Below are 17886 nucleotides of genomic sequence, written 5' to 3'. Positions count from 1 at the left end.
CGTCCGACCCTGGAGATGGTGGCGGAGCGGGCCGGGGTCGGCCGCGGCACCGTCTCCCGGGTGATCAACGGGTCGGCGCAGGTGAGCCCGCGCACGCGGGAGGCGGTCCACAACGCGATCGCGGAACTGGGCTACAGCCCCAACCAGGCCGCGCGCACCCTGGTCACCCGGCGCACCGACACGGTCGCGCTGGTGGTCTCCGAACCGCGCGACCGCCTGTTCTCGGACCCGTTCTTCGCCGACATCATCCGCGGCGTCAGCTCCGTCCTGCACGAGCGCGACCTCCAGCTGGTCCTCACCACCGCCCGCACCGAGGCCGAGCACCAGCGGGTCGGCGACTACCTCAGCGGCTTCCACGTCGACGGCGCCCTCCTGGTCTCCCTGCACCGCGACAACCCCCTGTCCGGGCGGCTGGCGTCGGCGGGCCTGCCGGTCGTGCACGGCGGCCGCCCCCACTCCCCGGAGCAGCCCGCGCCCTTCTGCGTCGACATCGACAACGTCGGCGGCGCCAAGGAGGCCGTCCGCTACCTCCTGGAGAAGGGGTACCGCAGGATCGCCACCGTCACCGGCCCGCTGGACATGAACGCCGGTGTGGAGCGGCTGCGCGGCTTCCAGCAGGTCATGGCCGAGGCCGGGCGCGAGGTCGACGACCGGCTCGTCGTCCAGGGCGACTTCAGCGTCGAGGGCGGGGCCGAGGCCATGGAGCGGCTGCTGGCCGGCGGGGGCGAGCCCGACGCGGTCTTCGTCGCCTCCGACATGATGGCCATCGGCGGCCTGCGGGTCCTGCGCTCGCACGGCCTGCGGGTGCCCGAGGACGTCGCCCTCGTCGGGTACGACGACACTCTGATGGCCCGGCACAGCGACCCCGCCCTCACCACCGTGCACCAGCCCACGGTCGAGATGGGCCGGGAGATGGCGCGCCTGCTGGTGGACGTCGCCATCCCGCGGGCGGCCGAGTCCGAGACCGTCATCCTGGACACCCACCTGGAGGTCCGGGAGTCGGCCTGACCGGCCGGTCCGCCCTCCGGGGTGGTCGGCCCCGGCCGCCCGGGCAACGGATGCCCCCGGCGGGTGGACGTGTGCAGATGCATGTGCAAGGCTGGTTGCGACTTCGCGGGAGACGGTGGGGGCGCATGAAGCAGATGCGGGAACCGACGCACACCCGGTGTGCGATCTCTGCGTGCGGGTGGTGCGACCGGGACGGCCTGGACTGCCGGTTCTGCTCGGGTACCGGATGGTGGCGGCCGGAGCGGCCCCACCGGGACACCAGTGGGATCATCGTGTGGCTCCGGGTCGACGAGCCGTGCCGAGGATGCGCGGGCACCGGCAAGGAGCACAGCCCGACCGTGGCGATCTGAGGGTCCCGCCGCCGCGGCCGGGAAGAGGCGGGGTGACCGAGGAGGATGCGGTGCGCTGGGTGACCTACCTGTCGCCGAGCGGCGGCGGCGAGCGCGTGGGTGCGCTGGACGACGGCGACGTGCTGGGCGTCCCCGACCCGCGCAGCCTGGACGAGCTGCTGGCCGACGGGGTGCCCGCCCTGGCCGGGGTGCTGGACAGTGCGCGCCGGGCCCCGATCGAGATCATCGTCGAGTGGGAGGCGCGGATGTGCGCCCCGCTCGCCCCGAGCCGGCCAGTGGCGGCCCGCTCCGGGCACGACGTCTGGGAGGTCCCCACACGCCTGGTCGGGGCCGTCGACGACCCCGTCCCCCCGAACGCCCACAGCGCCCGTGTGGGCCTGGCGGCCGTCGCGGGCGCCCCGGGGCGGGTCGACGCCCGTACCCCCGCCTGCCTGTGGCTGGACGCCGCGGGCGACCCCGTCCTGCTCGGCCTGGGGCCGGTCCTGGTCACCTCCGACGAGCCGATCGCCGACTGGTCCGCGAGCGTGGAGGTCGACGGCATCGTGCGCGGGCGCGCCCCGCTGGACCCGGGCGACCCCTGGCTGTCCCGGGAGACGGGCCGGGTGAACGCCCTGCTGCCGGTGGCCTCCGGTCCGCTGGCCGAGGGCGACGAGGTCTTCGTGGCCCTGGGCGACCTGGGCTCCTACGAGGTCAGGGTCGGATCCCGGGTCTGAGCGGCGCCCGTGCCCGCTTCGGCCCGTGCGGCTCAGGGGGTGTACTCCCAGTGCCAGGGCTCGAAGCCGCCGCGCGCCCAGGGCGGGTTGTCCCAGCCGTACTCGGGGGCGCGGTCGAGCATCCACCCGTGCTCGGCGCTGCCCGGGACGTTCACGCCCCCGCACAGGTCGACGGCCAGCCCCCTGCCGTGCGCGCTGGTCCCGGGCGCGGCCGCCATGCCGGGCAGCATCTGCTCGAACAGCGCCACCTGCTCGTGGTACGGGCGGTAGGAGTCGGCCACGCACATCGCGCGGCCGAACCTCTCCCGGTAGGCGGCGTCCAGCTCGACGAAGGCCGCGGCGGCGTCGGCGCGCAACCGCTCCCCGGGCTGGGGGAGGGGGCACAGCAGGGAGTCGGGGATGTGTCCGTTGGGATGCGCCGAGGCATCGCCTCCGGTGCAGTCCCGCGCGTCCGCCCCGGACTCCGGCCCGGCCCCCCGCCCGGGGCCGGCGGCCGGGGCGTCCCGGGTCCCGCGCGGTGCGTCGCCGTCCCCGGCGGCGCCGGTCCCGCCGGTCCCGCCGGGCCCGCGCGCCTCCAGCCGGGTCTGCTCGACGATCAGTTCGGCCAGGGCCTCCTCCTGGACCCGGATCGCCTCCTCGGCCTCCTCCCGCGCCTCGCGGGCCCGCTCGGTCGCCGCCCGCTGCGCGCGTTCGGCCTCGCGCGCCGACTCCGAGAGCGTTTCGGCGGCGACCCCGGCCGCCCGGGCCCGGCCCAGCTCCGCGGAGCGGTGGTCGCCCAGCAGGCCCAGGTCGGCGGCCAGGCCGAGCATCCCCGCCGGGCCCCCGGAACCGAACAGGGTGCGGACCGGGGACAGGTCGGCGCCCTTGTAGACGGCGGCCGCCTGGCGGGCGACGGCCAGCCGGGAGGCCCCACCGCGCCCGCGGGCCTCCTCGGCGCGCTCCTCCGCGGCCTCCCGCTCCCCGGCCAGCTCCTCCAGGAGTTCGCGCTCGGCGACGTACTCCTCGATCTTCTCCCCGGCCCCGGCGCGCAGCTCCTCCAGCCCGGCGCGCAGCGCGGCCAGCTCGACCCGGGGGTCGCCGGGTTCCGCGGCGGCGGGGGAGGGGCAGGAGAACGCCATCAGGGCGGCGAGCCCGCAGGGCAGAGCGGATCTGACCGAAAATGCGGCCCGGAGGGACCCGCGGCGCTCTGGAATGCTCCAACGTTCCGCTTTTCGGCCATTACTCACCGTGTCGGATGTCGGGTGCAATGCGGCGCACATGCCCGCCTCCTCCCCCGGACCTGCGTGTACGTATTGTCACGATGTCATGTCGAGGTGGGCTTGATGAGGAAGCGGATGGTGTGTCCAAAAAGTTACCCGGGGTCCTGGCCGGGTTTCGGTCCCCATGTCTGACCAGCGAGATTGGTAATAATGCCGACAATGACGGCATTATGGGGTGCGGTGGACGAAGATGATCTTCCGCTGCAGGGCCCGAACGACCGCAGCGATCCCTTCGCCCCCATTGATACGCTATCCACCGCACGCGCACCCGCTGGAACTCTTTGGTCGGGTGGGCGGCTCCTCTCCTCCCAGGCGAGTCCGGCGGACAGTCTTCACATCTCCCCACATTCCCCACCGCTTACCGGTTCGGTGGCCACCAGTGGTCCATGCCGATGTGCCCGAGACCTCTTCGGGCCGGAGCGGTCGGCCCTGGGTACCGACAGCCGTTCACGACGGTGACACGAAAGGTTGCGAGGGTCCGTGTCGACACGAGCGACGAAGAACGGGGCCAGCGCGCAGAGCGAGGCAGCGCAGGCCGAACGAGCCGATGCCGCGCTCCAGCGCAGACCCGATTGGTGGAGGCCACGTAACTGGCGGGTGCGTTCCCGTCTGGTGGCCCTCATCGTCATCCCCACCGCCGTGGCACTCGCCCTCGGTGGCCTGCGGGTCTACGAGGCCGCGGTCTCCACGGTCACCCACGCGCACATCGAGGACCGCGCCGAGGTCGGCGTCCTGATCGTGGAACTGGCCAACCAGCTGGGCCGCGAGCGCAGCGCCAGCGCGGTCTACATCTCCGACGACCCCGACCCCGCTCGGCGGTCCGACGAGAAGCTCCAGCTCCTGGAGGACGAGCGCGCCGCCACCCGCGACCTCCAGCAGAAGCTCACCGTCCGCCTCGAGGACATCGGCGAGGTCGACGGCAGCCTCGCCAACAACCGCCTCAACAACATGCGGACCCAGCTCACCACGCTGGACTCGCTGCGCGACGAGGTCGACGACACCCGCATCACGGTCCTGCCGGTCGTCACCAAGTACCGCACCATCACCCGGTCGCTCACCGAGTTCAACCAGACGATCGCCGACGAGACCGGCGACACCGACCTGCGCGAGAGCGTCCGCACGCTGACGGCCCTGTCCAACGCCCGCGACCAGCTGTCCTACGAGACCGCGCTGATGAGCCACTCGCTCTACCGCAACTCGATGACCGGCGGTATCGCCGAGGCGATCGACTCCAGCCGCGCGCGCTACGACAACGAGATCTCCAACTTCGTCCAGGCCGCCTCGCCCACCCAGCGCGACATCTTCGACGAGAACTTCACCGGCCTCCAGGTCAGCCAGGTCTCGACGATGCGCATGCGCGTCATGTACCGCGCCGAGCGCGACGCCCCCCTGAGCGGCGTCACCTCCAACGACGGCCCCGACGACTACATCGAGATCTCCGGGGTCGCCCTGAGCAAGCTCCAGACGGTCGAGGAGGAGGTCGCCCGGGGCATCCAGGGCGACGCCGCCGAACTGCGCGGCGACGCGCTCGGCCGCGCCCTGATCGACCTCGTGGTCGTCGCCGGCGTCCTCCTGGCCGTCTTCATCCTCACCTCCCTGGTGGTCCGCTCCCTGGTGCGCCCGCTGCGCACCCTGGAGGACGGCGCCCGCAGGGTCGCCGAGCGCGACCTGCCGGACGCGATCAACCGGATGCAGGAGGCCGGGGCGGTCCCCGACAACGTCAAGGTCACCCCGATCGAGGTCGACACCCACGACGAGATCGGCGAGGTGGCCCGGGCCTTCGACGACGTCCACCGCGTGGCCCTGACCCTGGCCTCCGACGAGGCCGCCCTGCGCAGCAACGTCAACGCGATGTTCGTCAACCTGTCCCGCCGGAGCCAGACCCTGGTGGAACGGCAGCTGCGCCTCATCGACGGTCTGGAGCAGTCCGAGCAGGACTCCGACCGCCTCTCCGACCTGTTCCAGCTCGACCACCTCGCGACGCGCATGCGCCGCAACAACGAGAACCTCCTGGTCCTCTCCGGGCAGGACAACACCCGCAAGTGGGCCCAGCCGGTCCCGCTGGTCGACGTCCTGCGCGGCGCGGTCTCCGAGGTCGAGCAGTACGAGCGCGTCAACGTCCGGGCCCCCTCCCACATCTCGGTGCTGGGCCGCCCGGTCAACGACGTCATCCACCTCGTCGCCGAGCTGGTGGAGAACGCCACCTCGTTCTCCCCGCACGACACCGAGGTCCTGGTCAGCGCCAAGACCCTCGACAACGGCGGAGTCCAGGTCGACGTCACCGACAGCGGTATCGGCATGGCCGCCGAGGACCTGGCGGCGATCAACGCCCGCCTGGCCTCCCCGCCGGTCATCGACGTCGCGGTCTCCCGCCGCATGGGCCTCTTCGTGGTCTCGCGCCTGGCCCACCGCCACGGCATCCGCATGAACCTGAAGGAGGCGCACGGCGGCGGCACCACCGCGGTCGTCGTCCTGCCGCCGGACCTGCTCATCACCCCCGTCGAGGGCCAGCACGCCCTGGGCGGCCCCGACAGCCGTCTGGAGCTCTCCTCCGGCACGCCCAACACCTACGCCGACGCCGAGGCGGCCTTCGCCTCCGGCCCGGCCGCGCCCGAGCCCACCGACGCCTGGCAGGGCCAGGGCGGCGGCGCCGACCTCGGCACCGGACTGCCCAAGCGCCAGCCCGGCACGTCCTCGCGCGCCGACGAGCACCCGCCCAGCGGCCAGGACCTGTGGAACAGCGGCGGCAACGCCCCCGAGACCACCGAGTCCGACTCCGTCTGGGGCACGGGCAGCGGCTCCGGCACGCCGTCCGGCGAGACCGGCACCCACCGCCGGGTCGTCGACCCCTACGACACCCCGGAGGAGGAGGCCGCCCCGGCGCCCGAGAGCACCGGCCACAGCCTCTTCGACCCGGCGCCGCGGGAGGAGGCCACGGGATCCCTCTTCGAGCGCCCCGTGGACCGCTCCACGGACACCGGCTCCTTCAGCCGGCCCGTGGACACCGGGTCCTTCGAACGCGAGTCCGACCGGTACGAGCGGGCCTCCGAGGGCAGCGCCTTCGACCGCCCCGCGGACACCGGCGCCTTCCGGCGGCCGGCCGACACCGGCGCGTTCCGCCGGCCCGAGCCCGAGAGCTACGACGCCTTCGGCGGCGGCCGCACCGAGCGCCCCGCGTCCGACGCGTTCACGGACAACGGGTCGCGCTCCGGCGCCGGGCACCGGCGCGACACCCGCCGCGACGAGCCCGACACCGAGACCTTCCCGGCCGTCTCCGCCTCGTCCGCCCCGGCGGCGCCCGCGGCCCCGTCCACCACGGACTGGACCGCCGGCGGGCAGCGGCCCCCCGCCGCGAACGACACCGGCTCCTGGCGCTCGGGCAACGGCGCCGGGGAGACCCGCGAGGGCTACGGCTCCACGGCCTACCTCTCCCGCCGCTACGGCGCGGCCCAGGGCCCGGCCGGGAACACGGTCGTCCCGCCCACGCCGGGCGGCGAGGAGAACGACTCGCTCCCGATCTTCGACGCCATCGAGTCCAACTGGTTCCGCCGCCGGACCGGCGGGCCCACGGTGGACGCGACCGAGACCGGCCCCATCCGCCAGGTCCCGGCGGCGCCCGCCGCTCCGGCGGCTCCGGCCGCACCGGCCGCCCCGGACCGGCAGCCCGTCCGGGAGGCCGAGCCGGAGACCCGCTCCGAGCAGGAGTGGAACTCCGCCGCCGACCGCGGCTGGAAGGCCGCGAGGTCGGCCGCCGAGCCCATCGCGGGCGGGCTGACCACCTCGGGGTTGCCAAAACGGGTTCCCAAGGCAAACCTTGTCCCTGGGACGGCTCCCAAGCCGGAGAACTTCAAGCAGATGCCGACCCGCAGCGCGGATCGCGTCCGCAACCGGTTCTCGGGCTTCCAGAAGGGCGTCCGCGAGGGACGGAACCGCCTGGGCGACGGGCAGTCGGAGGGGTGAGCGCGGTGCGGGACAGCGGGACGGGGTGCCTCTTATTCAGGGAAGCCGGATGCAATAGCATCTACCGAGCTTCTCGGACGCGCACCCGTCGCCCGAAGAGAATCGAACACCAGGCTCCCGACCACCCCCACGGGAGGGTCCGGGCAGTTGCAGAGGCAGTGCTGTCACATGCCGTGCCGGCGGTAGCAGTGCCGAAGAGACCAGCCGGCGAACTTGGACAGGAGATCAGATGAGTCGACAGGTGAATGAACTCAACTGGTTGATCACTGACTTTGCCGACCGGGTACCCGATGTCGCCCACGCGATCGTCGTCTCTTCCGACGGTCTGCCGCTGGCGTCGTCCGCGGGTTTCCCGGCCGACCGGGCCGACCAGCTGGCGGCGATCGCCTCCGGCCTGTCCAGCCTGACCCAGGGCGCGGCCCGGGTGTTCGAGGGTGGAGCGGTCGCGCAGACCGTCGTGGAGATGGAGCGGGGGCTGATGCTCATCATGGCCATCAGCGACGGCTCCTGCCTGGCGGTACTGGCCTCCGCGGAGAGCGACCTCGGTCTGGTCGCGTACGAGATGACCCTGCTCGTCGAGCGGGCGGGGCGGGCGCTGACACCAGCGGCGCGCACCTCGGGAATCCACTGATCCACCACCGACAGGAGGAAGTGGTGGCACCTCACAGTAGAGATGCCGGGAGCGCCTCGTGGTTCGGACAACAGCCGAGCGGTCCCCCCACAGGGGGGATCCCGGCGGTTCCGGGCGGCGGAGATGTTCCTCGACCTATCCAACAACCGTACGATCAACGATCCGCCGCGGGTAGCGCGCCCAGTTCTCTGGTCCGCCCCTACGCGGTGACCAAGGGCCGGACCAAGCCGAAGTCGCAGCTTCCTCTCGAAGCTCTGATCTCGACGACACCGACGGCCCGAAACGAGTCAGGCACGCTGACGCCCGAATGGCAGGCGATCAGCGACCTGTGCCGGGAGTGGCGTTCCGTGGCGGAGATCTCCGCGCTTCTGCGGATGCCCCTCGGAGTGGCGCGGGTGCTTGTGGCGGACATGTCCGAGCAGGGACTGGTCCAGATCAGGTCTTCGCTCAACAACGACGCCCGCCCGAACACCAACCTGCTTGAAAGGGTGCTCAGTGGACTTCGCAAGCTCTAGCCCGGCCGAGGAAGGCGGTGCTGGGGGGAACGCGATGACGTCGGTCAAGATCGTCGTCGCCGGGGGCTTCGGTGTCGGGAAGACGACATTCGTGGGCTCCGTCTCCGAAATCGTGCCGCTGACCACCGAAGCGGTCATGACCAGCGCCAGCGTCGGGGTCGACGACCTCGCCAAGACGCCGGACAAGCAGACCACGACCGTCGCCATGGACTTCGGCCGTGTCTCGCTCGACTCGGACCTGATCCTGTACCTGTTCGGCACGCCCGGACAGCACCGGTTCTGGTTCATGTGGGACGACCTGGTCAAGGGCGCCATCGGCGCCGTGGTCCTGGTGGACACCCGCCGCCTCGCGGACTGCTTCCCCGCGATCGACTACTTCGAAGAGGCGCGTCTGCCCTTCATCGTGGCGATCAACGGGTTCGACGGGTACTACCCCCACGCCGCGGACGAGGTCCGGGATGCGCTCACGCTCAGCCCGGAGATCCCGATCGTCCAGGTGGACGCCCGTGACCGGGCCTCCACCAAGTCGACGCTCATCACCCTCGTCGAGCACGCCATCACGGTGGGGGACCCCGAGGGCGCCGCAGGACAGCCCACCTCCACCGGCGGCCAGAACTCCTGGCGCTAGCGGAGGCCGATTCGGGCCGGGGTCCCGCACAGTGCACGGCCCGGTTCCCGTTCCACGGGAACCGGGCGTCCGTGCTGCCTGGCATCATGGCCGGATGAGCTCTTCCTCCCACCCCGAGCCGGGGGAGATGACCGGCCGTTTCCGCGGGGTCGCCGAGCGCGTGCTCGACGCCCTCCTCGACGAGGACCCGGAGTGGGCCCTGGACCTGGGCGATCCGCGCGGAGCGGACCGCCTCACCGACCGCTCCGAGGAGGCCGACGCGCGGCGCGCCCGGCTCCTCACCGATGCCCTGGGTTCGCTCGACGACATCGACGACGACCTGCTGCCCCCGGGCGACCGGGTCGACCTGGAGGTCCTGCGCGCCCGGCTGGGCTCCGAGCTGTGGCACACCACCGAGCTGAGCCCCCTCTCCCGCGACCCCCTGGAGTACTCCCCGGGCGGGGCCGTGTACCCGCTGGTGGAGCGCGACCTGCTCCCCGCGGCGGACCGGCTGGCGGCGCTGGCCGCCCGCTGCTCCGCCCTGCCCGGGCACCTGGCCGTGGCGCGCGAGCGCCTGGGGTCGGGCCCCGGCATGTCCCGGGTGCACGTGGAGACCGCCCTGGCCCGGCTGGAGGGCGACCGCGCCCTGCTCACCGACGGCGTGCCCGCCCTGGCCGCCCGGGAGCCCGGAGCCGCCCCGGCCGGCCTGGAGAACGCCCTGGAGGCCGCGCTGGCCGCCGTCGAGGAGTACGGGGAGTGGCTGACCGGACGGCTGGAGCACTCCACCGCGGACCCCCGCCTGGGCGAGCGGGTCTTCGCCGCCCGGCTCTGGTACGCCCTCGACTCGGAGCTGTCGCCCGAGGCACTGCTGGTGCGCGCCGAGAGCGACCTCATCGCCACCGAGGAGGCCCTGGCCGAGGCCTCCGCCGACTACCTGGGCCGCCCGCCCGCCGCCGGGCTCGCCGCCCGGGCCCTGGCCCGGGTGGCCGCGGAGAACGCCACCGGGCCCGACACCGTCCGGCCCCTGTGCGAGGAGGCCCTCGCCGCGCTCGACCGCCGGGTCCGCGAACTGGACCTGGTCACCGTGTACGACGACCCGGTCGAGGTCATCCCCATGCCGGAGTCCCGGCGCGGGGTCGCCGTCGCCTACTGCGACCCGCCCGGGCCGCTCGACCCGCGGGCCGGGCGGAGCTCCACCCTCATCGCGGTGTCGCCGCCCCCGCAGGAGTGGCCCGACGCCCGCAAGGAGTCGTTCTTCCGCGAGTACAACGCCGGGATGCTGCGCGACCTCATGGTCCACGAGGCGATGCCCGGGCACGCCCTCCAGCTCTCCCACGCCGCCCGCCACCGGGGCGGCACGCGCGTGGGCCGGGTGCTGTGGAGCGGTTCCTTCGTCGAGGGCTGGGCGGTCTACGCCGAGGAGCTGATGGCCCGGCACGGATGGTCCGACGATCCCGCCGACAACGCGGTCCTGCGCCTGGTGCAGCTCAAGATGCGGCTGCGCATGATCCTCAACGCCATCCTGGACGTGCGCCTGCACACCGGCGACCTCACCGAGGCCGAGGCGATGGCGCTGCTCGTCGACCGCGGCCACCAGGAGGAGGGCGAGGCCGCCGGGAAGTGGCGCCGGGCCCTGCTCACCAGCGCCCAGCTGTCCACCTACTACGTGGGCCACGCCGAGGTCTCCGACACCGCCCGCGACCTGGCGGCCGCCCGCCCCGGGCTCTCCGAGCGCGAGCGCCACGACGCGATGCTGGCCCACGGCTCCCCGCCGCCCCGGCACCTGCGCGCCCTGCTGGGCCTGTGAGCGGCCCCGGGCGGGCCCGGACGCGCCCGCAGCCGGGCGCTTCTATGCTGGGGCGTTGACAGCACGACGGCGCGGAGAGGTCGGCAGATGACGGACGGCAGCGGCTACGAGGACCCGGGCGGCGCCCCCGGCGCGGGCACCGGCGAGCCCGACGGGTGGGACCGGCTGTGGACCCCGCACCGGATGGCCTACATCAAGGGCGAGGGCAAGCCCACCGGCTCGCGCCCCGAGGACGGCTGCCCCTTCTGCCGCGCACCCGGCCTGAGCGACCCCGAGGGCCTGGTGGTGCACCGCGGCAAGAGCGCCTACGTCGTCCTCAACCTGTACCCCTACAACAGCGGCCACCTGCTGGTGTGCCCCTACCGCCACGTGTCGGACTACACCGCGCTCAACGAGCAGGAGACCGCCGAGGTCGCCGCCCTCACCCAGGACGGGATCCGGGCGCTCACCGCCGCCTCCCGCCCCCAGGCGTTCAACGTGGGCATGAACCTGGGCACCGCGGCCGGGGCGGGCATCGCCGCCCACCTGCACCAGCACATCGTCCCCCGCTGGGGCGGCGACACCAACTTCATGCCGGTCATCGGGCACACCAAGGTGCTCCCCGAACTCCTGGAGCAGACCCGCGCCCGGCTCGCCGACCGCTGGCCGACCGGCTGACCGCCGCCGGCCGCGCGCCCGGAGGGCGGGCCGGGGAGCCTCACGGCCCCCGGACCGCCCGCCCGGTACGGTGACGCGCCGTTCGCCGCGAATCGCCGTGGCCGACTGTTAGGATCATCGCCGTGGCGCGCTTGCTGCGCGCATGCGCGGTACCTCCCACAAGCCCAGAAATCCGGGCCGGTGCCGTCCCGGCTGGCGTCGATCGCGCACGGACCGCAGGCCCGTCGGCCGGCGGAGCGTCGCGTGCGCCAGGAAATCCCCCGGCGTCCGCCGAGGGAGGTGCACTAGACGACATGCTGAGAATCCTTCGCCCCTTGGTCTCCAGGATCACCGCTCCGCTCGGCCGGAGCCTGGCCCGGATCGGCCTGACCCCCAACATCGTCACCCTCATCGGAGCCGCCGGCGTCATGGCCGGCGCCCTCTACTTCTATCCGCGCGGCGAGCTGTACGCGGGCTCGGTGGTCATCACCGTGTTCGTGCTCTTCGACATGCTCGACGGCGCCGTCGCCCGGGCCAAGGACGCCGAGAGCGCGTTCGGCGCCTTCCTCGACTCCACCCTCGACCGCATGGCGGACGCCGCCATCCTCGCGGGCCTGCTGTGGTGGTTCATCGACGGCGGGGACGACCCGCTGCTCGCCGGGCTCACCGTGTTCTGCCTCATCAGCGGGTTCATGGTGTCCTACATCAAGGCCCGCGCCGAGGGGCTGGGCGTCAACTGCGACGTCGGCGTGGCCGAGCGCACCGAGCGCCTCATCGTCATCCTGGTCTCGGTGGCCCTCAGCGAGTTCGGCGTCCCCTACGTCCTGGCCGGCGGCCTGTGGGTGCTGGCGGGGATGAGCCTGCTCACCATCCTCCAGCGCCTGCTGGAGACCCGTGCCCGGCTCAACGAGGCGGACTACGCTCAGCAGCAGGAGCGGGAGGCCGCGGCGGGCGGGGACGCGGACGCCGACCCCGGACCGGACTTCTCCGACGGCACCGGCGAGGGCGCCGAGCCCGCCCCGGGCAACCAGCGCTAGACACCGGAAGGAAGAGGGCACGGACGTGGACGAACGGGTGGCCGCGGCGGCCTACGCGGCGGCATGGGCGGCCGTGGGCCGCGCTCCCGAGAGCGCGGGGCGCGCGGTCTTCCGCCGGATCGCCGACCGCTCCTGGCGGGCCCGGGACGGGGGCACCCGCGGCCTGGAGCGCAACCTGCGCCGCCTGGTCGGCCCCGACGCCACCGACGCCCAGCTGCGCGCCCTGTCCCGTGCCGGGATGCGCTCCTACATGCGGTACTTCTACGAGATGTTCCGGCTGTCGGCCATGACGCCCGAGCGCATCCTGGGCGACACCCGCGCCACCGGCATCGAGACCCTGGAGAAGACCGTCGCCGACGGGCGCGGGGTCATCGCCGCCCTGCCCCACATGGGCAACTGGGACCACGCCGGGGCGTGGATCACCCTGCGCGGCACCCCCCTCACCACCGTCGCCCAGCGGGTGCGCCCGGAGAGCCTGTACCGGCGCTTCACCGCCCACCGCGAGTCCCTGGGCATGGAGGTGCTGCCGCTGACCGGCGGGGGCACCAGCACCGTCGCCACCCTGGCCCGCCGCCTGCGCGGCGGCGGACTGGTGTGCCTGCTCGCCGACCGCGACATCAACGGCACCGGGGTGGAGGTCGAGCTGTTCGGCGAGACCGCCCGCGTCCCCACCGGCCCGGCCGCCCTGGCGCTGAACACCGGCGCCGCCCTCATGCCCGTCTCCCTCTGGTACGACGGACCGTACTGGAACATCCGCGTCCATGACGAGATCCCCGTCGCCGGGGGCGCCACCCGCTCCGAGCGGATCCGGCGCACCACCCAGGACCTGATGCGCGTCTTCGAGGGCGCCATCGCCGAACACCCCGAGGACTGGCACATGCTCCAGCCGTTCTTCGAGCGCGACCTCGAGGAGGACCGCGCCCGCCGGGCCCGGCGGGAGGCCGCGGCCGCCCTGGAGGCACTGCACGCCCCGGACCGCGCGGGCGGGCGGGTCCGGTAGGCCATGGGCATGCGGATCGGCCTGGTCTGCCCCTACTCCTGGGACGTCCCCGGCGGGGTGCAGCAGCATGTCGGCGACCTCGCCGACACCCTCATCGCCCGTGGCCACGAGGTGTCGGTCCTGGCCCCGGTCGGCGGCGACCCCGCCGACCTGCCCGACCACCTCGTCCCCGCCGGGAAGCCCGTGCCGGTGCCCTACAACGGCTCCGTGGCCCGGCTCAGCTTCGGGCCGCGCACCGCGGCCCGGGTCCGCCAGTGGATCTCCCGTGGCGACTTCGACGTCCTGCACATCCACGAGCCGGCCGCCCCCAGCGTCTCCCTGCTGGCCTGCTGGGCCGCCGAGGGGCCGCTGGTGGGGACCTTCCACACCTCCAACCCGCGCTCGCGGGCGATGGCCGCCGGATCGCACGCGCTGCGCTCGGCCCTGGAGAAGGTCCACGCCCGCATCGCCGTCTCCGAGGCGGCCCGCCGCACCCTGGTCGAGCACGTCGGCGGCGACGCCGTCCTCATCCCCAACGGGGTGGCCGTCCGCCGCTTCGCCCAGGCCCCGCCGCTGCCCGGGTTCCCCGGCGAGGGGGGATCCATCGGCTTCCTGGGCCGCCTGGACGAACCCCGCAAGGGGCTGGCCGTGCTGCTGGAGGCGTTCACCCGGCTCGCCCCGCACCGGCCGGGGCTGCGCCTGCTGGTCGCCGGCCCCGGCGACCCCGGGCCCGCCCTGTCCGCCGTCCCCGACCGGCTGCGCGACCGCGTCGTCCTCACCGGCCGCCTCGACGACGCCGACAAGGTCCGCGCCTACCACTCCGCGGACCTGTTCTGCGCCCCCAACCTGGGCGGGGAGAGCTTCGGCATCGTCCTGACCGAGGCGATGGCCGCCGGGGCCGCGATCCTGGCCAGCGACATCCCCGCGTTCTCCGCCGTCCTGGGCGGCGGAGCCGCGGGGGAGCTGTTCGCGGTCGGAGACCCCGGGGACCTGGCCGACCGGGCGGACGCCCTGCTCGACGACCCCGCCCGCCGGGCCGCCCTGTCCCGGGCCGCCCGCGAGGCGGTGCGCGCCTACGACTGGGAGACCGTCGCCGCCGACATCGTGCACGTCTACGAGACCGTCCTGCCGAGGACGGGGGCGCGTGTCCGCACCCGCTGAACCCGGCCCGGTCCGTAACCTGGACGCGAGGGGGTGCTGAGCATGAACGAGCAGATTTTGGCGGTCCTCGTGGCGGTCGGCGCCCTCGCCGCCGTGATCGCCTGCGGCCTCTACCTGTCCTGGCGGGCCACCCGGCTGCACCGGCTCCACCAGCGCGTGGACCTGTCCCGGGCCGGACTGCGCACCGCCCTGGAGCGGCGCAGGGAGACCGCCGCCCGCCTGGCCCGGCTGCTCGGCCCCGAACACGGCGCGGACCTGGCCGCCGCCGCGGCGGCGGCCGGGGACCGGGACGGGGACGGCACGGTCGGCGGCGGCGAGTCCGCCGAGAGCGCCCTGTCCCACGCCCTGCGCCGGACCCTGGCCGACCCCGCCGCGCTGCACACCGCCGACGCCGCCGGGCTGCTGCCCGCCGCGGCCGCCGCCGCCAGGGGCGTCCACCTGGCCCGCGTGTTCTACAACGACGCCGTCGCCGACACCCGCCGGGCCCGCCGCTCCCGGGCCGTCCGCCTGTTCCGCCTGGCCGGTGGGGCACCGCTGCCCGATTTCTTCGAGATCGACGACCGGACGCCGGACCTGCCGGTCCCCGTGCCCGCACCCGACACCATGTAAGACCCTCAGCCGGGAAAACGCCTATCTGGCCAAAGCCTCCCGGAAGGGGAGGAACTAGCATGGTGGTCCGGGAGTCCCGGGGTGCGCGGCGCCGAGGCGTCAGCGCGCCCCCAACGTGCGAGCGCCGGCCGCCGTCCGGGAACGACCAATCCCCTGGAAACACTTGATGGGACGGGAGTCCACCACCGTGGCTGACAACGCATCGACCACCTCCGACAACGCCGTCGGTACCCAACGCGTCAAGCGCGGCATGGCCGAGCAGCTCAAGAACGGCGTCATCATGGACGTCGTCACGCCCGAGCAGGCCAAGATCGCCGAAGACGCCGGTGCCGTCGCCGTCATGGCCCTGGAGCGCGTCCCCGCCGACATCCGCAAGGACGGCGGGGTGGCCCGCATGTCCGACCCGGACATGATCGACGGGATCATCGAGGCCGTCTCGATCCCGGTCATGGCCAAGGTCCGCATCGGCCACTTCGTCGAGGCGCAGGTCCTGCAGAGTCTGGGCGTCGACTTCATCGACGAGTCCGAGGTCCTCACCCCCGCCGACGAGGCGTACCACATCGACAAGTGGGCCTTCACCGTGCCGTTCGTCTGCGGTGCCACCGAGCTGGGCGAGGCCCTGCGCCGCATCGCCGAGGGCGCGGCCATGATCCGCTCCAAGGGCGAGGCCGGGACCGGCAACGTCGTCGAGGCCACCCGCCACATGCGGTCCATCCGCTCGGCGATCAAGCGCCTGGGCACCCTGGACGAGGCCGAGCTGTTCGGCGCCGCCAAGGAGCTCCGCGCGCCCTACGAGATCGTCAAGGAGGTGGCCGAGCTGGGCAAGCTGCCCGTCCCGCTGTTCTCCGCGGGCGGCGTGGCCACCCCCGCCGACGCCGCCCTCATGCGCCAGCTCGGCGCGGAGAGCGTGTTCGTCGGCTCGGGCATCTTCAAGTCCGGCGACCCGGCCAAGCGCGCCGACGCCATCGTGCAGGCCACCCTCCACTACGAGGACCCCGCCGTCATCGCGCGCGTCTCGCGCGGTCTGGGCGAGGCCATGGTCGGCATCAACCTGGAGGAGCTGTCCGACTCCCAGCGCTACGCCGGGCGCGGCTGGTAGCGGAACCCGTCCCGGGCGGCCGCCGCGCCGCCCGGGTCCCGCCCGACCCCTCCGTCCCGGTCCGGTCCGGGCGAACAGGCAGTACAGAGTGAGGCCGTACGTGACCCACAGACCCACCATCGGCGTCCTGGCCCTCCAGGGGGACGTCGCCGAGCACCAGCGCGTCCTCGAGACCCTCGACGTCCACACCGCCAGGGTCCTCTCGCCCGAGCACCTCGACACCGTCGACGGCCTGGTGATCCCCGGCGGCGAGTCCACCACCATGTCCAAGCTGGCCGTCCGCTACGGGCTGCTGGAGCCGCTGCGCAAGCGCGTGCGCGCCGGGATGCCCGCCTACGGCACGTGCGCGGGGATGATCATGCTGGCCGACCGTATCCTGGGGGGCACCGCCGACCAGGAGACGATCGGCGGGATCGACATGACGGTGCGCCGCAACGCCTTCGGCCGCCAGACGGAGTCGTTCGAGACGGGCGTCCGCATCGACGGACTGGACGGGGGGCCGTTCGACGCGGTGTTCATCCGGGCGCCGTGGGTGGAGGCCGTCGGTCCCGACGTCGCCGTGCTCGGCACCGTCCCCGGTCCCGGTGAGGCCGGTAGGATCGTCGCCGTACGACAGGGCGTCCTGATGGCCACGTCCTTCCATCCCGAACTGACCGGCGACGCGCGCATCCACCGCCACTTCGTCGACATCGTGAAAGGACTCGCATGAGCGGCCACTCCAAGTGGGCCACCACCAAGCACAAGAAAGCCGTCATCGATGCCAAGCGCGGCAAGCTCTTCGCCAAGCTGATCAAGAACATCGAGGTGGCCGCGCGGACCGGTGGCGGTGACCCCGACGGGAACCCCACGCTCTACGACGCCATCCAGAAGGCCCGCAAGAACTCGGTCCCGCTCGACAACATCGAGCGCGCCCGCAAGCGCGGCTCCGGCGAGGAGGCCGGCGGCGCCGAGTGGCAGACCATCATGTACGAGGGCTACGCCCCCGGCGGCGTCGCCCTGCTGGTGGAGTGCCTCACCGACAACCGCAACCGCGCGGCCTCCGAGGTGCGCGTGGCGGTCACCCGCAACGGCGGCAACATGGCCGACGCCGGTTCGGTGTCGTACCTGTTCAACCGCAAGGGCGTCGTGATCGTGCCCAAGGAGGGCACCACCGAGGACGAGGTCACCCTCGCGGTCCTGGAGGCCGGTGCCGAGGAGGTCGAGGACATCGGCGAGGCCTTCGAGATCGTCTGCGAGGCCACCGACCTGGTGGCGGTGCGCACCGCGCTCCAGGAGGCGGGCATCGACTACGAGTCGGCCGAGTCCAGCTTCCTGCCGACCATGGAGGTCCCGGTGGACGCCGAGACCGCCAAGAAGGTCCTGCGCGTGGTGGACGTCCTGGAGGACTCCGACGACGTGCAGAACGTCTTCACCAACGCCGACATCCCCGACGAGGTCATGGCCGAGATCGGCTGAGGCGGACCGTCGCAACGCCGGTGGCCGCACCCCCGCCCGGGAGTGCGGCCACCGGCGTTC

General features: G+C 73.5%; 17 protein-coding genes. 16 read left to right on the top strand and 1 reads right to left on the bottom strand.

Going from position 1 to position 17886, the window contains the following annotated elements:
- The first annotated feature begins 15 nt into the window (after positions 1 to 15).
- The 3 genes from ACSUPR_RS07915 to ACSUPR_RS07905 all read left to right on the top strand — a co-directional run bounded on the left by ACSUPR_RS07915 (position 16) and on the right by ACSUPR_RS07905 (position 2071).
- Complete coding sequence (locus tag ACSUPR_RS07915) at positions 16 to 1008, top strand: LacI family DNA-binding transcriptional regulator (RefSeq protein WP_436891920.1); 993 nt, start codon at positions 16 to 18, stop codon at positions 1006 to 1008.
- Between the two features lie 125 nt (positions 1009 to 1133).
- On the top strand, positions 1134 to 1358 hold the full coding sequence (locus tag ACSUPR_RS07910) for a hypothetical protein (RefSeq protein ID WP_436890477.1): 225 nt from the start codon (positions 1134 to 1136) through the stop codon (positions 1356 to 1358).
- A 50-nt stretch (positions 1359 to 1408) separates the two neighbouring features.
- Positions 1409 to 2071 carry a hypothetical protein gene (locus tag ACSUPR_RS07905; RefSeq protein ID WP_436891919.1) on the top strand — a complete coding sequence of 221 codons (663 nt, stop codon included), beginning with the start codon at positions 1409 to 1411 and terminating at the stop codon, positions 2069 to 2071.
- Between the two features lie 32 nt (positions 2072 to 2103).
- On the opposite strand, the gene ACSUPR_RS07900 is transcribed toward ACSUPR_RS07905, so the two are convergent.
- Positions 2104 to 3189: a M15 family metallopeptidase gene (locus tag ACSUPR_RS07900; protein ID WP_436890476.1), complete on the bottom strand. Its 1086-nt coding sequence runs from the start codon at positions 3187 to 3189 to the stop codon at positions 2104 to 2106.
- 738 nt (positions 3190 to 3927) lie between these two features.
- On the opposite strand from ACSUPR_RS07900, the gene ACSUPR_RS07895 reads away from it, so the two are divergent.
- The 13 genes from ACSUPR_RS07895 to ACSUPR_RS07835 all read left to right on the top strand — a co-directional run bounded on the left by ACSUPR_RS07895 (position 3928) and on the right by ACSUPR_RS07835 (position 17826).
- Entirely contained in the window at positions 3928 to 7290 is a 3363-nt protein-coding gene (locus tag ACSUPR_RS07895; RefSeq protein WP_436891918.1) for a nitrate- and nitrite sensing domain-containing protein, read from the top strand.
- A 229-nt stretch (positions 7291 to 7519) separates the two neighbouring features.
- Complete coding sequence (locus tag ACSUPR_RS07890; RefSeq protein WP_073376201.1) at positions 7520 to 7921, top strand: roadblock/LC7 domain-containing protein; 402 nt, start codon at positions 7520 to 7522, stop codon at positions 7919 to 7921.
- Between the two features lie 98 nt (positions 7922 to 8019).
- Positions 8020 to 8436: a DUF742 domain-containing protein gene (locus ACSUPR_RS07885; protein WP_436891917.1), complete on the top strand. Its 417-nt coding sequence runs from the start codon at positions 8020 to 8022 to the stop codon at positions 8434 to 8436.
- Positions 8437 to 8470: 34 nt separating this feature from the next.
- Entirely contained in the window at positions 8471 to 9064 is a 594-nt protein-coding gene (locus tag ACSUPR_RS07880) for a GTP-binding protein (RefSeq protein ID WP_017572034.1), read from the top strand.
- 127 nt (positions 9065 to 9191) lie between these two features.
- Positions 9192 to 10850, top strand: coding sequence for a DUF885 domain-containing protein (locus ACSUPR_RS07875; protein ID WP_436891915.1), 1659 nt, complete (start codon positions 9192 to 9194; stop codon positions 10848 to 10850).
- An 87-nt stretch (positions 10851 to 10937) separates the two neighbouring features.
- A complete protein-coding gene (locus ACSUPR_RS07870) occupies positions 10938 to 11507 on the top strand; it encodes an HIT family protein (RefSeq protein WP_436890475.1) in 570 nt (189 codons plus the stop codon).
- Between the two features lie 314 nt (positions 11508 to 11821).
- Positions 11822 to 12523: a phosphatidylinositol phosphate synthase gene (pgsA, locus tag ACSUPR_RS07865; protein ID WP_436891914.1), complete on the top strand. Its 702-nt coding sequence runs from the start codon at positions 11822 to 11824 to the stop codon at positions 12521 to 12523.
- Positions 12524 to 12548: 25 nt separating this feature from the next.
- Complete coding sequence (locus tag ACSUPR_RS07860) at positions 12549 to 13523, top strand: phosphatidylinositol mannoside acyltransferase (protein ID WP_436890474.1); 975 nt, start codon at positions 12549 to 12551, stop codon at positions 13521 to 13523.
- 3 nt (positions 13524 to 13526) lie between these two features.
- Complete coding sequence (locus ACSUPR_RS07855) at positions 13527 to 14663, top strand: glycosyltransferase family 4 protein (RefSeq protein ID WP_436890473.1); 1137 nt, start codon at positions 13527 to 13529, stop codon at positions 14661 to 14663.
- A 42-nt stretch (positions 14664 to 14705) separates the two neighbouring features.
- Positions 14706 to 15272 (top strand): hypothetical protein, encoded by a 567-nt coding sequence (locus ACSUPR_RS07850; protein WP_436890472.1) that lies wholly within the window; start codon positions 14706 to 14708, stop codon positions 15270 to 15272.
- Positions 15273 to 15459: 187 nt separating this feature from the next.
- Positions 15460 to 16371: a pyridoxal 5'-phosphate synthase lyase subunit PdxS gene (pdxS, locus tag ACSUPR_RS07845; protein WP_436890471.1), complete on the top strand. Its 912-nt coding sequence runs from the start codon at positions 15460 to 15462 to the stop codon at positions 16369 to 16371.
- Positions 16372 to 16471: 100 nt separating this feature from the next.
- Positions 16472 to 17080, top strand: a complete 609-nt coding sequence (gene pdxT / locus ACSUPR_RS07840) for a pyridoxal 5'-phosphate synthase glutaminase subunit PdxT (protein WP_436890470.1) — start codon at positions 16472 to 16474, stop codon at positions 17078 to 17080.
- A complete protein-coding gene (locus tag ACSUPR_RS07835) occupies positions 17077 to 17826 on the top strand; it encodes a YebC/PmpR family DNA-binding transcriptional regulator (protein WP_436890469.1) in 750 nt (249 codons plus the stop codon). The genes pdxT and ACSUPR_RS07835 overlap by 4 nt, the downstream gene beginning before the upstream one ends.
- Positions 17827 to 17886 lie beyond the last annotated feature (60 nt).

The organism is Nocardiopsis dassonvillei, from assembly GCF_964273065.1.
Taxonomy (GTDB): domain Bacteria; phylum Actinomycetota; class Actinomycetes; order Streptosporangiales; family Streptosporangiaceae; genus Nocardiopsis; species Nocardiopsis dassonvillei_B.
This window is presented reverse-complemented; position numbering and strand designations above follow the sequence as displayed.